Raw genomic sequence first — 14,957 nt, 5'->3', positions numbered from 1 at the left:
ATTACACCTACTTATTTTTCTCTCGTTTGACTTGGCTTCTTTTTGATCATTTTTATTGGAGCTCTTACAAACGTATCACTCCAGTCTGAGAATGGAGCAACTGGGATGACGTAAGAAGAGTTTAAACTTGTTAATCTTGAAATTTGGATGACGATTAATGAAATACCTGCAACTAATCCAAAATTACCTAATATGCCCGCAAGAAATATGAGTCCAAATCGAGCTACTCTTATCGATGCACTCATCGTGATATGAGGAATGACGTAGGAAGCCATTGCCGAAATCGCAACAATAACAATAAGAATATTACTTGTAAAACCAGCTTGCACTGAGGCAGTACCAATTACAATCCCACCAACGATACCGATCGTTTGTCCAATTTTTGTCGGTAATCTTGCGCCAGCTTCCCGTAATAATTCTACTGTAAACTCCATGAGCAAAGCTTCATATAACGGTGGAAACGGAACTTTTGCTCTAGACTCGATTAAGCTTTGTAATAAATCATGAGGAATCATTTCATAATGAAACATAGTAACAGATACGTAAAAAGCAGTTAAAGTCAAAGTAATTAGTAAGGCGATGTAACGTAAAAATCTAGAAGCAGTTCCTAAAACCCATCGTTGATTATAATCATCTGGCGATTGGAAATGCTCCCAAAATGTTGCTGGTGCACTGAAAGCATAAGGACTACCATCAATTAATCCGAGCACTTTACCTTCTAATAATTTTGAAGCAGCCACATCAGGTCGCTCGGTTGTTAAGTATTGTGGAAACAAAGAGAAGGGATGTTCATCAATATATTCCATAAGCATATTTAAATCATGTACTCCATCTACTTTAACGGAATTTATCTTCGCCTTAACATTAGAAAGGTAATGATCAGGAGTAATTCCTTCGATATAGAGTAAATTCATTTTTGTATTCGTTACATTTCCTACTCGAAGATTGATTACTTTTAATTTTTCTGATTGAATGCGTCTTCGAATACAAGATAAGTTCATTTCAACCGATTCAACAAACGCTTCTCGGGACCCAACGATACTCGTCTCAATTTGTGCTGCAGTTATATCCCTTGTTTTGGGAATATAAAGGTTGACGAGATAGGGGTATTTCTCCTTATAGAAAATAGCAGCATTACCAGACAATAGTCCTGTAATTATGGTCTGCGTATCTTTTGCTTTTTGATACTGCGACCGCTCTAATAAATCCATTACTTCATTCTCTTGGATTTGTGAAAAGGGCTGTAGTACATCTTGTTCTAGTTCATGTGGTCCAACTAAATGATCAAAATATAAAATAATTATTTCAAGTTCTGGAAACGTTCTAGTGACTAAATCATCACAAGGATTTAACCTATTTTTTATCTCTTCTAATACATTTGTTTGTAGATACATGGAATTTTCATTTCCTCTTCGAAAGAATAGTTTTCCTAGTTTCCCCATGAAATCTAAAAATATGATTTGGATAAAGTTATATTTTTTAGGAAGGCACTTGTAATAGGTGCACCTTTTTGTCCAGCTGATGATGAAATATTAATAATATCTCCTGATTTTCTTTCAATCATTTCAGGAAGGGTTGCTCTTGTGACATTATATACTCCCAAAATAACTGCCAGTGAAATAGTCGGGGGTGAAGAGACTTTTCCTCTAAACAAGAAAATGTACCGGAAGCTTATGAGCTCCTGCTTTTTGATGCAATGTGAGGTGACTCCACCTTCTTTGCTCATTGGAATAAAGTCGAATTGTCTTGGAAATGGGTTCAGCCTATTTTAGAAGCTTTTGAAGAAAACACCGTTCTCTTTCAGTATTATCCTTATGGTTCAATGGGGCCAGAAGCTTTACATTAATTATTGGCTGAGGATGGTTAAATGGTGGTAAAGCTATGTCTTTATTGATGCGTTACCGTTCATTAAAAAACGATACTTTTACTGGGAAAGTGGCTGCTCTCCGCAACCAATTTGGCGGACATGCAGTTGAAAAAAACTGACAGCTTCATTTATAGATAAAATAGTGAAGGTATACCTTATCAAATAAATGCCTAAGCGGGTTTTCTAATTTATAATATTCAAAAGGACTTTTGTGGAGATAATGCTTCACAAGAGTCCTTCTTTGGCCATTTTAAAGATGAAACATCTATTAAACATTGTAATTTTTTAGAAGAAGTGAATATAGAATATGAAGTTATAGGATCAACTATAAGAATTTCAGACCTCAATTGAACTTAAAGAAGATGACCCCTGTTAAATACAGAATTCATCTTCTCCATGTGACATGCCCTTTTTAAAGATGTCCTTTATAAAGCTAAATATCTGGCTGACCTTATAATACGGACGGGTGCGATGCAAAAAAACAAAAGCATCGCTTCTTTCTTGCTCGAATAATATTTCTACAAAGATAGAAAACAGCAATATTGTTTCATTGCATAAATCTGAATACTCAATCCCAACAATATTTGGTTAATGCGAGGGGGGAAATGTTAATTTACAGTATCAAACATTGTTTTCGGCTTAAAAAAGCAATCGTGTACCCCTTCTAATCAATTTTGCAGAAAGCCAACTTAGGATTAAAAGATAAGATTATCGTTGGGCTCGATTCCATATTCTTCACAATAATAAAGATAGCGCTTGTACATAGTGAACACATCATCTTCACGAGTAATAGAGCCATTATCGTCAAAAAACTGTATGCTTCCAGTCACTGTGAATAGTGTTGTCATGCCAAGCTCAGGATCTGCACAAAGAGTATGAATATCACCCGGTGGCTCAAAAATAAGTGTTCCTTCGTTTGCTTCCCAATCTTTTTCGAGATAATGCCACTTTCCTTCAATTACGTAACCAGTAACAGAACCACCAGTATGACGATGACGAGAAAGTACAGCTCCTTTTCCCACTTTAAATAACATTATCCATAGACCAGTTGTAAGGTCGAAGCGAAGTGGCTTGAACCAACACCCATCGTCAGAAAAGGGCATCCATTGCATTTCAGGTGAGTGACTAACTCGATCCGGAAGCATAAAGCGTTCCGTAAATTCATTCATTTTCTTATCGATCGTGCGTGTTGATGCTTGCGTTTCCATATAAATTCCTCCTATAAAATAAAATTAAGTTTTTTTAACTTTCACTTTTATATAATGCAAATGCAATGCCAATTTTTAATTTTTATCTGAAAATATGGAAAATAAAGATAACTACGCGGATTTTTAGTGAATTGAACTATATAGTATTGAAAAAACCACCTGTATTTTCATTTGATGTATGTAGAAAGTGTCGACATTGTCGATATTGGAGACAGGATATGAAAAAAATTGCGACATTCTAATGTGAAAAGTAGTACATGGATCTAACAATAAATGCGTGAAAAATCTGTCTATTTAGTTTATAATAATGTTTTATAATGCAACTATGGTGCATAAGTTATTCCTACTCTCAGTTATTCAAATTTAAAGATGCAAAATATTGAAAGCGGTTACAATTTTTCATGCTTTTAATTTTTAACAAATACTTCTGCTTTCCTGAAATTACATAAAAAAGGATGATGATAGTGTGAATGATCTATTTATTTCGTTGGACACTTTGTCTTCACCAAAGAATGAAAAAATTAGGGTTGAGAGAGCATGGGAACATTTTATATTTGGTAAAGACTCAGCCTCTAAAGTGCGACCTTTAACATATCAGTCATGGAAACGCTCATTAAAACATGGGGTGCACCCACTTGAAGGAAAAGCCCCTCTCGTCATATCGGAAGAGAAAATTCAAGAATATCAATCTTCTAGTCTTATTTATTCGACTTTAGAACCCCTACTTATCAATCTGAAAAATTCAGTGAAAGCCTCTGGCTATTTGATCGTTTTTTGTAATGAAAACGGTGAAATAGTGTACTTAGATGGAGATCAATCACTTAAAAGAAAAGCAGAGAATATTAACTTCATTGCTGGGTCCTCGTGGTCTGAACATCATGCAGGGACCAACGGAATGGGAGCAGCACTGGCTACAGGCAACCCTATGCAAGTATTCGCTGGTGAGCATTTCTGCCAACAAGTCCACAATTGGGTGTGTTCAGCAGCGCCTATTAAAGACCCCGCTACAAAAAAGGTTCTTGGAGCTATTAATTTAACAGGTATTTGGGATACGGTGCATCCTCACTCCCTTACTACTGTAATTTCTGCAGCACAACTCATTGAACAAAAGCTCCTCAACCATTTGAAATTTGAACAGTTCCTGTTAATGGAACACTATATAGAAGTAATTGGTAAAAATCCAAATAAAAACTTCGCTGTGCTTGATCGTGGCTGTTCAGTCATTAAAGCGTCTCCTCTATATTATGAAAAAGGATGGTTAGACAAAAATAGTCACGTAATTGATTTAGATAAGGAAGCTTTATGGAAGGAAAATAAATATAGATGGGAAATGGAAAAAAGAGATGGAATATGGACTTTTGAAGTCATACCTTACTTCTTCCAAGGATATCGAATAGGTGCTGTATTACATGCTATTCCACCAGTGAAACTTTCAAAGAAAACAGGCAATTCAACAAAACACTCCTTTACAAGTATGATAGGTCAGTCCGATGAATTTATATCGTTTATTACAGAGGCACGCTCAGTAGCAAGTATAGATTTACCCGTCTTAATAGAGGGTGAGAGTGGAACGGGAAAGGAGTTATTAGCCCAATCCATTCACTCATCTAGTCTTCGGTCTTCGGAAGCTTTTGTAGCGGTTAACTGTGGAGCAATACCAAAAGAACTTGCTGCAAGTGAATTATTCGGCTATGAAGAAGGAACCTTTACAGGTGGCCAAAAAGGCGGTAGGTCTGGAAAGTTTCAACTGGCAGAAGGGGGCACTATATTTTTAGATGAAATCGGGGAGATGCCCTTAGATTTACAAACGATGTTATTGCGGATCCTTGAAGAAGGGGAGGTCGTTCGCCTCGGTGGAACACGACCTATTAAGTTGAATGTTCGAGTTATTGCGGCAACCAATTGTGATTTGAAAAAGGCATGTGAAGAAGGTAAATTTCGTAAAGACCTATATTATCGGCTTAATATTCTTTCCTTACAAGCACCTCCACTCCGTGAAAGATCAGGAGATATTCCTGTGATCTTCGAGCATTTGTTAAAGAAAATTTGTATCGAATTGGGAAGACCACCGCTTATGATAAATGATCAAGCTCTACTTGCCTTGGAACGATATGACTGGCCTGGAAATGTGCGTGAACTTAGGAATTTTTCCTATAAAATGGCAGTAAAGGTAAAGGGAAATATGATAACTAGCGCTGATCTTCCAAAAGAATTCACGGAAGAGAAAACCGTGTCAAAAGAAGAAAATCCCGTTGAACGATCTTTTTCATCTCAACAATCTCATGGTTCTAAGAATAGGGTACCCTCACTAAAAGAGCAGGAGTTAAATACGATTCTTGCTGTACTTGATGAACTGAATGGTAATGTTACAGAAACGGCTAAAAGATTAGGTATTCATAGAAGTACTATATATAAGAAACTTGCTAGAAGAGATTCTGTATTGCGTTCCTTAAAGTAGACACAATAAATTCAACATTTAAGCTAAAGAACTTGGACGGATCAATATCTTGTATTCTTATAGTACAAAGTTCAAATTTTATTGCATTGACAAATCGAATTTTATCGATATATAATGTGGACATGGACAAGATAAATATTTTCAAATCACTTTCGAATGAGGCTCGTCTACAAATTTTAGAATGGCTTAAAGATCCTGTTGCTCATTTTGATCCACAAGACGGGATTGATTTAGTAGAAGTTGGAGTATGCGTTAGTCAAATAACAGCTAAATTAAACATGACCCAATCTACTGCTTCCCAATACCTATCAACATTACAAAAAGCAGGTTTAATCAGGGCTACTCGATTAGGGAAATGGACTTATTACAAAAGGGACGAAGAAGCCATAAAAAAACTCGGAATGTACATCCGAACAGAATTGTAACAACCAAATTCGTATCAGAGTTTGGTTGTTACTACCACTAATATATCGATAATTCTAGATTTATAAATATTTATTCAGGATAACATATCATCAATTCTTAATTTGTAGAATTGTTTGAGGGAGTGTTATAAGATATCCTTGTCCCAAAATTATTTCTCTAGGTGCAGGAGTCATTGCGACTAGTAGCAGTCATAATAAACTTACCTATAATGCTTGGTAAATATTAACTCAGTATTTAATTGACTTTCTTAACTGTAAAAAATATTATTACAGTATAGGTACCAGAAGGAAGTGAATTTTATGAATAGTGAGTTTACGATAGCCGTTCATAGTTTAGTTTTTTTAGCACATTTGCCTGATCATATGGCAAGTAGCCAAATGATTGCGGACAATGTTTCGACTAATCCAGCAAGAATTCGCAAAATAATGAGTTGTTTGCGTAATAATGGATTTGTTCAAACAAAAGAAGGAATGGGAGGTGGTTACATTCTTCTGAGAGATCCAAATGAAATTACATTGGGTCAAATTTATCGTTCGGTGTCATGTGGAACCATTAAACCCAATTGGTGTTCTGGAGATCCTGAAGAGGAATGTGTGGTTGCCTCTAAAATTCAAGTTGTGATGGATGATGTGTTTGAGGAAACCGATCAACATTTAACAGCGTACCTCGACCGTATTTCGATTGCATCCATCTTGAAGAAAATAAAACAATGTCAATAAGTTGTTTTATTTTCGAACTAAATGTAATTTTTTTTGTTACAGATGGTGAATTGTATTGATAGTTTAGAAAGTTTAAGCTTTCTTATTAGTAAAATATAACTATTTTTATAACATTTTTTCAGGGAGAACTAGACAATCTAGCTTATTTGATAAAAATATATCTGTTAGATCACCAACCATAAATTAAAAAGAAAGATGAGGTAGAGAAAAATGGCAATTGTAGAATTAACCGATCAAAATTTCGTATATGAAACAAAAGTAGGTACCGTCTTAGTTGATTTTTGGGCTCCTTGGTGTGGCCCATGTAAAATGATAGCACCAGTACTCGTTGAACTAAACGATGAGCTAGGCGAGAACTTACGAATTGGTAAAGTAAACGTTGATCATCATCCCGAAATAACTAGTCGTTTCGATGTCATGAGTATCCCGACATTAATCCTATTTAAAGACGGGAAAGTTGTGGAAAAGATCAGCGGCTATCCCCCAAAAGAAGAGCTACTTAAGCTAGTGAAACCTTATTTATAAATACTAGCCAAAATGTAACTGTTTTTGTTTCAGTATAGTTCCGTAATTCCTCTTAATAAGTGTTCACTTTTATGTTACAAAGCTCTTAATGTAATTGGAACTGACGGATTATGAGTAATATTGAAAAATCAGGAAAACAAAGAGTTTTAGATAGAAAAAATAACAGAAAGGTATGAAAGAAGTATGGTTAGGTCAAATGCAAAACATAGACACGTTTGCGACAAATGCTTAACGATAACTAAAGAAAATGATCATTGTCCTAAATGTGGTCATTCCGAATTACGACCATTCATGTTTTTTTTACAAAGTGGGGGCAAATATCATGTCGCGAATCCAAATTCAGTGAAGCAAGAAACTGCATAATAAACAGGGAAGTTCACTTATTCGCTAAGGAAGACTGATTAGTTAGTCCATGTAGTTTTTAAAGGAAGTGCAGTTAAATTCAACATTGAAAGGGGAGAGTTTAAAAAGTATGAATAAATTTGAAAAGCATAAAGGCTATTCACGTACATTTCAAGAAAACAAACTTTCACTTGGTTTATTCTTTCCTTTAGAAGCATATAAGGGAAGTATCCCAGTTATGGATTTAAAGCATCAGGTAGATCTTGCTCAAATCGCTGAAGAAGCTAATTTTGCTTCTTTATTTGTTAGAGATGTTCCGTTGAATGACCCGACCTTTGGTGATGTTGGGCAAATATATGATCCTTGGGTTTTTCTAGGTTACTTAGCAGCTCAAACAAAAGAGATTGCATTAGGGACAGGGAGCATTGTGACGACACTACGTCATCCACTTGACCTAGCGAAAGCTGCTGCATCTGTAGATCAAATATCTAATCAAAGGCTTCTTTTGGGTATTGCAACTGGAGACCGACCTATTGAATTTTCAGCATATAAAGTTAACCGAGAAGATCGAACCGAATTATTTCAAGAGTCATTTTTTGTTATGAAAGAGGCATGGAAACAGTCATTCCCACTGATCAACTCACAAAGAGTTGGATTAGAACAAGGAGACCTCTTGCCAAAACCAGTTTTATCAGATATTCCTGTTTTCGTGACAGGTCGTTCAGGGCAGTCACTAGAGTGGATAGCTGAAAACAGTGACGGTTGGATTAGTTACCCGCGAAATATTGATGTACAAGCTGAACTCATTAATGATTGGCGTTCCTTAACGTATGATTTCCAGCCATTTTCTCAATCACTTTATATTGATTTAGCAAAAGATCCGGATGAAGGTCCTACTCCTATTCACCTTGGGTTTAGGAGCGGATATAAATTTTTAATTGAATTTCTGAATCGCTTACAAGAAATTGGAGTTAATCATGTTATTCTGAATTTAAAATATGGTCAACGTCCGGCAAAGGATGTAATTAATGAATTAGGAGAAAAGGTAGTACCTCAGTTTCCTGCATTTAAACAACAGGCCATATAATCCGTACAATAGAGCTGATGAATCAGGGATTTAAGAATAAGTAACAAGAAAGGTAGCTAATTTAAAAGAAAATTTTTTAATTGAATAAGGGATCAAAAGGTGGTGAAAGGTATGAAGAAACGACCAGAAGATACAAGGGTAGTAGTCGGTATGTCTGGTGGTGTTGATTCATCAGTTACAGCTTTGCTTCTTAAAGAGCAAGGATATGATGTAGTTGGTATTTTTATGAAAAATTGGGATGATACGGATGAAAGTGGTTTCTGTACAGCAACTGAAGACTACGAAGATGTGATTAAGGTTTGTAATCAAATTGGGATCCCGTATTATGCTGTTAATTTTGAAAAACAGTATTGGGATAAAGTCTTCACATACTTCCTAGAGGAGTACAAATCAGGTCGGACACCTAATCCTGACGTCATGTGTAATAAAGAGATCAAATTTAAGGCCTTTTTAAATCATGCGATGTCACTTGGGGCTGACTATATCGCAACAGGTCACTATGCACGAGTCGAAGAAAAAGATGGACAATTCCGATTGCTGCGAGGTGCTGATCATAATAAAGACCAATCATACTTCCTTAATGCTCTTTCTCAAAATCAATTATCGAAAACTATGTTTCCGCTTGGGCATTTATCCAAAAAAGAAGTGCGTGAGATTGCGATAGAGGCAGGTCTTGCAACAGCAAAGAAAAAAGATAGTACGGGTATTTGTTTTATCGGTGAACGAAATTTCAAGGAATTTCTAAGTGGCTTTTTGCCAGCTCAACCTGGTGAAATGCAAACCTTAGATGGTAAATTTAAAGGTCACCATGATGGTCTTATGTATTATACTATTGGTCAACGTCAAGGTCTTGGCATTGGCGGATCGGGGGAGCCTTGGTTTGTCATTGGTAAAGACTTAGAGCGTAATGTTTTGATTGTTGGACAAGGGTTTCATAACGAAGGACTTTATTCAGAAGGTTTAGAGGCTATTGGTATGAATTGGATTAAAACAGATCTAACTTTTAAGCAAGAATTTAGTTGTACCGCCAAGATGAGATACCGTCAAGAGGATCAACAGGTAACAGTGTATCCGCAAGAAGATGGAACAGCTAGGATCTATTTTCACGAACCTCAGCGCGCTGTTACACCAGGACAAGCTGTTGTACTGTATGATGGCGATGTTTGTATTGGTGGGGGAACAATAGATCGTGTGATTAATAAATGGGAGAATGCCTAATTGGCATTTTCCTTTTTTCTGTAAAGACTACTCAAAACAGGCAAATAATTACTTGTTTTTACTTACCTTTGGTCAATAAGGTCGGCAAAGGGGAATTTTATTTATTTTCTGTTGTAGAAAACTTTTTTCTTGAAGGATGTATCTTAAAAAACCAACGATAATAAATTCGTGCTATGTAAAATGATATCCACATTGTAATGAAGCTCCAATACCATGTCCAGCCTGTCCGTTGATATTTTTTATTCTTATTTTTATCAAATTCCTTCTTCAACTAAACTCCCTTTAAGAAGATTATAAATTGGTATACATAAACTTCCGATTAAAAGATATCATAAATTAATAAGAGGTGGATCCTAAAAATGAAAAACAAACGAGAAAATACAATTGAGATTTCTGCTTGGATTATTACATCTTACTATTAATTAAATTTGTACCTAGAAATAGAATTCGCGAGGCTCAAATATCTTTTTTGTTTAAACAGTTCATTACGTGGCTTTGTGGTTTACTTGTTGTAGAAAAAAATTGATTTCTTATCCTTCTCGTCTATTTTTCAAAAAGGCTAATAGGGCTAGTTTTACTTTTGAATATTTTGTTTATCCCGGGTTATGCTCATTATTCAATTTGTATTACCCTGAAAAAAGAAATGATTTTGTTAAACTCTTGTATTATTGTTTTTATACTTCCATTATTACTTTTTTTGAAATTTTTGCTGTAAAATACACTAAAGTAATTAAATATAAAAAAATTAGGACTACACATATTCGAATGTCTAATATGTGTAGTCCATTTATTTTCCTATAAAATCCAGAACGCTTTTTTGTGACAGTAGTGTCACTTGACTTTTTTTATACTTTATAAAAAATCAAAAGGAGTTTGGTTCGAATGGAAAATCACGATTGTGAGAGTAATGAGCATAGTAAATACGAGAAACCTTGATATAATAGATAGGAAGATCCCAATCACCCTGACGTATTTTTGCTTAGGGTAACAGGCTTGGCAAACTAATCAATCCGTTGACAACCAAGGAGCTATTTCAATGCGACTAGAAAACTCGATAAACATTGGGACATTCGGATTCGACTGGAGCATAAAAACAATGTAACTTATAACGGCCTGAATTCCATTGTCCCCACCATTGCGCAGGACATGGTCCGTCAGGTCTAAAAAACCATAAGGCATTTTCAGCGGGTCGATGTCTTTCACCATTAATAATCCGTTCCGCTAACCTTATTTCACTTTCTCTAGCCCTCTGATAAAAGTAACCCTTATGAACTGCCTCAAATCCACCTGGTGATTGCCAAACCATTCGTTCTACCGAATTGATATCTGCGAAATCTAGACAACGAACACGGACACGGTTGACACAAACATTTGCTACTAACAACATCCCAAGTTCCCCTTCGCCTTCAGCTTCCGCTCTTATCAACCTTGCTAGTAATCGCTTATCATTGGATGAAGCTTTGATAACAGCCAAAACCATCCCTCCATACAATCATCTATTTGCTTACTGCAAAATAGGTATACAATTAATTATATTTATATACGACGAAACTATGTATTTTACTTTTGCTAATTTGTTGAAGAAGAGTAAATATCTAACTAGCTCTTAGTGTTTAATGCTTCCATAAAATAATTTTTCAAAGCCATAAGTATATAGCAAAACTCTTTTAGAAAAAGTGGAAAATAAAAAGCGAGTCTAACTCAGAGGCGCTTAAAATCGATATAGGTTATTACTTCTTTCGATCTATATATATCCCTCTAGGAAAGGCAAGAACGCTCATGAGTTAGCCTCGATAAAATTATTTTACTCTTTTGAACGGCATTTCACCAATTTCGTCTTCTCCCAAGAATGATATCAAACTTTCCTTTTTTACCTCCTTTAATTGCACCAGTAAACGCTCCTTGATCATACCCAAAAAGATCACTTTCAATCAAAGCCGTAGGAATGGCTCCGCAATTAATGGCTTGTTTTCAAAGATCAAACAAAAAATCAATTTAAATAGGTAGGCACAAGAAAAGCCAAAAGACTTTGTAATACCAGCTTTTCTTAAATGTTTTAGTACCTTTAATTCTTTAAATGTGTATGTTAATTCATTTGGTAGTTGCTTATTTTGGTCATTATTCGCTATCATATAGGAGACACTTCTTCTGTATGGTTATGTGATTCTAAATCAACTATACCAAACGTTGAGGTGTTTTTTTTTTATGCATTTTTTTTCTGTCAATGACCATACTTCAATGGTTACTAGTCTTACAGCTAGTTAAACCAACCACATTTTTCTATGTGCGAAGTTGAGTAATAATATAGAAAACAAAAGGTTAACTAAAAAAGTTGACCTTTTATTCCCTATAATAACAGTTAATTTAAGAAGGATTAACAAATTAATGTCTTCTAATAATATGATCTTCTATTGTCAAATTGATTTCATCGTTAATAGCATGTGTTACTACTTTTGATAGAAGGTTCTCTTCTGCCATCGAGTGTAAGTGCAGATATTCGATCGTCCCTTGATTAGTATACTCAATATTTTAGGATCAAAATGTGACATTTTAGAAATCGTTTCACTCACAAACCGTTCGATACTTTTCTCATTATGTATCTTCCTTTCCATAACAACATTCTAACCAACCAACATACTAATATAATTTCTTATAGCATCCGCGGAAATGAGATCTTACTCAATATCATGATCCTATACTAATAAGAATAGGAAATATAAAAGTCTAATTTTTTATTAAGCGACTCATAAAATAAAATATCAAAAAAAGTATTGCGTTTGTATTATTAATTTGTTATATTTAATTTTGTCGCTTTTAAAAGGCGCCGATCAATGAAGTTGTAGCATTTTTATTCTTCTAAAAAAAGGGATTACTAATGTTAGTAGATTATGATACAATAATTTATTCACTTTGATTAAACCTGAGTGATTCGATGTACAAAAAAAGTTTTCCCGAAAATTAGTTGTTGATTAATTATTGCTAGCGTGGTAAGGTGTAATTCCTGTCGCTACCAACGACATAAAGTTCTTTGAAAACTGAACAAAAAGCCAAGCGAATTAAAGAGATACAAGATATCTCGTCAATTAACTTCATTATATATGAAGTAGTCACTACGGTGACAAGTGAGCTTAATCAAACACTTTATTGGAGAGTTTGATCCTGGCTCAGGACGAACGCTGGCGGCGTGCCTAATACATGCAAGTCGAGCGGACCTTTCAAGAGCTTGCTCTTGAAAAGTTAGCGGCGGACGGGTGAGTAACACGTGGGCAACCTGCCCTGTAGACTGGGATAACTTCGGGAAACCGGAGCTAATACCGGATAATCAATAACACCACATGGTGTGATTGTAAAAGTTGGGAATTCTAACACTACGGGATGGGCCCGCGGCGCATTAGCTAGTTGGTGAGGTAATGGCTCACCAAGGCGACGATGCGTAGCCGACCTGAGAGGGTGATCGGCCACACTGGGACTGAGACACGGCCCAGACTCCTACGGGAGGCAGCAGTAGGGAATCTTCCGCAATGGACGAAAGTCTGACGGAGCAACGCCGCGTGAGTGATGAAGGCCTTCGGGTCGTAAAGCTCTGTTGTTAGGGAAGAACAAGTACCGTTCGAATAGGGCGGTACCTTGACGGTACCTAACCAGAAAGCCACGGCTAACTACGTGCCAGCAGCCGCGGTAATACGTAGGTGGCAAGCGTTGTCCGGAATTATTGGGCGTAAAGCGCGCGCAGGCGGTCTTTTAAGTCTGATGTGAAAGCCCACGGCTCAACCGTGGAGGGTCATTGGAAACTGGAAGACTTGAGTACAGAAGAGGAGAGTGGAATTCCACGTGTAGCGGTGAAATGCGTAGAGATGTGGAGGAACACCAGTGGCGAAGGCGACTCTCTGGTCTGTAACTGACGCTGAGGCGCGAAAGCGTGGGGAGCAAACAGGATTAGATACCCTGGTAGTCCACGCCGTAAACGATGAGTGCTAGGTGTTAGGGGTTTCGATGCCCTTAGTGCCGAAGTTAACACATTAAGCACTCCGCCTGGGGAGTACGGCCGCAAGGCTGAAACTCAAAGGAATTGACGGGGGCCCGCACAAGCGGTGGAGCATGTGGTTTAATTCGAAGCAACGCGAAGAACCTTACCAGGTCTTGACATCCCTTGACACCTCTAGAGATAGAGCGTTCCCCTTCGGGGGACAAGGTGACAGGTGGTGCATGGTTGTCGTCAGCTCGTGTCGTGAGATGTTGGGTTAAGTCCCGCAACGAGCGCAACCCTTGATCTTAGTTGCCAGCATTTAGTTGGGCACTCTAAGGTGACTGCCGGTGACAAACCGGAGGAAGGTGGGGATGACGTCAAATCATCATGCCCCTTATGACCTGGGCTACACACGTGCTACAATGGATGGTACAAAGGGCAGCGAAACCGCGAGGTCGAGCCAATCCCATAAAACCATTCTCAGTTCGGATTGTAGGCTGCAACTCGCCTACATGAAGCCGGAATCGCTAGTAATCGCGGATCAGCATGCCGCGGTGAATACGTTCCCGGGCCTTGTACACACCGCCCGTCACACCACGAGAGTTTGTAACACCCGAAGTCGGTGGGGTAACCTTTTGGAGCCAGCCGCCTAAGGTGGGACAGATGATTGGGGTGAAGTCGTAACAAGGTAGCCGTATCGGAAGGTGCGGCTGGATCACCTCCTTTCTATGGAGTATTTACTCTAGTCGATGCATACTTCGGTATGTACGCTTTGGTCTTTTTTGTTCAGTTTTGAGAGAACTCAAAACTCTCTGATTTACTTTTTGCATCTGTGTCTACGAGCAACGCTTCGAAGTAAGCTTCCTCGATGCAAGGCTGCAAGAAGTATAACTTAGATGACTGTTCAAGTTGTAATTGAAGTCAGTTGCCTTGTTCAGTTTTGAAAGAATTTACTTCTTTCAATTGATATATTTTTAATTTAAGTGACGAATTAGAAGCAAGGAGTACGAGGCGGCAAGCTCACGAGTAGCGGAATGTACGTTTAAAGTGTACATGAGCAACGCAGAGAGCGCAGCCAACGAAGTAATCCGCCGCTTATCATTCGTCAGTGGTTCTTTGAAAACTGGATAATGACTAGAA

General features: G+C 37.2%; 11 protein-coding genes, 1 rRNA gene and 6 pseudogenes. 11 read left to right on the top strand and 7 right to left on the bottom strand.

What is annotated here, in order from left to right; genetic code table 11:
* Positions 1 to 11: 11 nt before the first annotated feature.
* On the bottom strand, positions 12 to 1,442 hold the full coding sequence (locus BK574_RS16800; RefSeq protein ID WP_078429395.1) for a spore germination protein: 1,431 nt from the start codon (positions 1,440 to 1,442) through the stop codon (positions 12 to 14).
* A 41-nt stretch (positions 1,443 to 1,483) separates the two neighbouring features.
* Positions 1,484 to 1,606, bottom strand: a pseudogene (locus BK574_RS16795) (SDR family NAD(P)-dependent oxidoreductase); the annotation flags it as partial.
* Positions 1,607 to 1,660: 54 nt separating this feature from the next.
* Here BK574_RS16795 and BK574_RS16790 point away from each other — a divergent pair.
* The 3 pseudogenes from BK574_RS16790 to BK574_RS29270 form a co-directional block, all read left to right on the top strand.
* Positions 1,661 to 1,846 (top strand): annotated as a pseudogene (locus BK574_RS16790) (glucose-6-phosphate dehydrogenase); the annotation flags it as partial.
* Between the two features lie 32 nt (positions 1,847 to 1,878).
* Positions 1,879 to 1,986: pseudogene (locus BK574_RS16785) on the top strand (phosphogluconate dehydrogenase (NAD(+)-dependent, decarboxylating)); the annotation flags it as partial.
* Between the two features lie 91 nt (positions 1,987 to 2,077).
* Positions 2,078 to 2,283, top strand: a pseudogene (locus BK574_RS29270) (IS3 family transposase); the annotation flags it as partial.
* 279 nt (positions 2,284 to 2,562) lie between these two features.
* Here the strand turns inward: BK574_RS29270 and BK574_RS16780 are convergent.
* Positions 2,563 to 3,075: a 2,4'-dihydroxyacetophenone dioxygenase family protein gene (locus BK574_RS16780; protein ID WP_078429394.1), complete on the bottom strand. Its 513-nt coding sequence runs from the start codon at positions 3,073 to 3,075 to the stop codon at positions 2,563 to 2,565.
* A 466-nt stretch (positions 3,076 to 3,541) separates the two neighbouring features.
* Between BK574_RS16780 and BK574_RS16775 the strand changes: the two genes are divergently transcribed.
* The 7 genes from BK574_RS16775 (at position 3,542) to BK574_RS29265 (ending at position 10,651) form a co-directional block, all read left to right on the top strand.
* Positions 3,542 to 5,533, top strand: coding sequence for a sigma-54-dependent Fis family transcriptional regulator (locus BK574_RS16775; protein WP_078429393.1), 1,992 nt, complete (start codon positions 3,542 to 3,544; stop codon positions 5,531 to 5,533).
* A 122-nt stretch (positions 5,534 to 5,655) separates the two neighbouring features.
* Entirely contained in the window at positions 5,656 to 5,958 is a 303-nt protein-coding gene (locus BK574_RS16770) for an ArsR/SmtB family transcription factor (RefSeq protein ID WP_078429392.1), read from the top strand.
* A 300-nt stretch (positions 5,959 to 6,258) separates the two neighbouring features.
* A complete protein-coding gene (locus BK574_RS16765; protein ID WP_078429391.1) occupies positions 6,259 to 6,678 on the top strand; it encodes an RrF2 family transcriptional regulator in 420 nt (139 codons plus the stop codon).
* Positions 6,679 to 6,888: 210 nt separating this feature from the next.
* Positions 6,889 to 7,203 (top strand): thioredoxin, encoded by a 315-nt coding sequence (gene trxA, locus BK574_RS16760; protein WP_078429390.1) that lies wholly within the window; start codon positions 6,889 to 6,891, stop codon positions 7,201 to 7,203.
* Positions 7,204 to 7,675: 472 nt separating this feature from the next.
* Positions 7,676 to 8,632: an LLM class oxidoreductase gene (locus BK574_RS16755; RefSeq protein ID WP_078429389.1), complete on the top strand. Its 957-nt coding sequence runs from the start codon at positions 7,676 to 7,678 to the stop codon at positions 8,630 to 8,632.
* A 111-nt stretch (positions 8,633 to 8,743) separates the two neighbouring features.
* Positions 8,744 to 9,850, top strand: a complete 1,107-nt coding sequence (mnmA, locus tag BK574_RS16750; RefSeq protein WP_078429388.1) for a tRNA 2-thiouridine(34) synthase MnmA — start codon at positions 8,744 to 8,746, stop codon at positions 9,848 to 9,850.
* 489 nt (positions 9,851 to 10,339) lie between these two features.
* A complete protein-coding gene (locus tag BK574_RS29265) occupies positions 10,340 to 10,651 on the top strand; it encodes a CBO0543 family protein (RefSeq protein WP_420796956.1) in 312 nt (103 codons plus the stop codon).
* Positions 10,652 to 10,892: 241 nt separating this feature from the next.
* On the opposite strand, the gene BK574_RS16745 is transcribed toward BK574_RS29265, so the two are convergent.
* From BK574_RS16745 to BK574_RS28485, 4 genes and pseudogenes are all read right to left on the bottom strand, one after another.
* Complete coding sequence (locus tag BK574_RS16745; protein WP_078429387.1) at positions 10,893 to 11,324, bottom strand: cell wall hydrolase; 432 nt, start codon at positions 11,322 to 11,324, stop codon at positions 10,893 to 10,895.
* Between the two features lie 368 nt (positions 11,325 to 11,692).
* Positions 11,693 to 11,815 (bottom strand): annotated as a pseudogene (locus BK574_RS16740) (sigma 54-interacting transcriptional regulator); the annotation flags it as partial.
* Positions 11,815 to 11,982: pseudogene (locus tag BK574_RS16735) on the bottom strand (IS4 family transposase); the annotation flags it as partial. The pseudogenes BK574_RS16735 and BK574_RS16740, both read right to left, overlap by 1 nt.
* Positions 11,983 to 12,232: 250 nt before the next feature.
* Positions 12,233 to 12,376, bottom strand: coding sequence for a DUF6407 family protein (locus BK574_RS28485; RefSeq protein WP_274379463.1), 144 nt, complete (start codon positions 12,374 to 12,376; stop codon positions 12,233 to 12,235).
* Positions 12,377 to 12,991: 615 nt separating this feature from the next.
* Here BK574_RS28485 and BK574_RS16730 point away from each other — a divergent pair.
* Positions 12,992 to 14,543 (top strand): 16S ribosomal RNA (locus BK574_RS16730).
* Positions 14,544 to 14,957 lie beyond the last annotated feature (414 nt).

The organism is Alkalihalobacterium alkalinitrilicum, from assembly GCF_002019605.1.
In the GTDB taxonomy this organism is placed as follows: Bacteria; Bacillota; Bacilli; order Bacillales; family Bacillaceae_F; genus Alkalihalobacterium; species Alkalihalobacterium alkalinitrilicum.
The sequence above is the reverse complement of the archived record's forward strand: the minus strand, read 5'-3'. Positions and strand labels throughout refer to the sequence as shown.

Bases quoted from the DNA above. Each gene is read 5' to 3' on its own strand.
- BK574_RS16770 (WP_078429392.1), top strand. From the start codon at position 5,656: ATGGACAAGATAAATATTTTCAAATCACTTTCGAATGAGGCTCGTCTA.
- BK574_RS16800 (WP_078429395.1), bottom strand. From the start codon at position 1,442: ATGGGGAAACTAGGAAAACTATTCTTTCGAAGAGGAAATGAAAATTCC.
- BK574_RS16765 (WP_078429391.1), top strand. From the start codon at position 6,259: ATGAATAGTGAGTTTACGATAGCCGTTCATAGTTTAGTTTTTTTAGCA.
- BK574_RS16780 (WP_078429394.1), bottom strand. From the start codon at position 3,075: ATGGAAACGCAAGCATCAACACGCACGATCGATAAGAAAATGAATGAA.
- trxA (WP_078429390.1), top strand. From the start codon at position 6,889: ATGGCAATTGTAGAATTAACCGATCAAAATTTCGTATATGAAACAAAA.
- mnmA (WP_078429388.1), top strand. From the start codon at position 8,744: ATGAAGAAACGACCAGAAGATACAAGGGTAGTAGTCGGTATGTCTGGT.
- BK574_RS16755 (WP_078429389.1), top strand. From the start codon at position 7,676: ATGAATAAATTTGAAAAGCATAAAGGCTATTCACGTACATTTCAAGAA.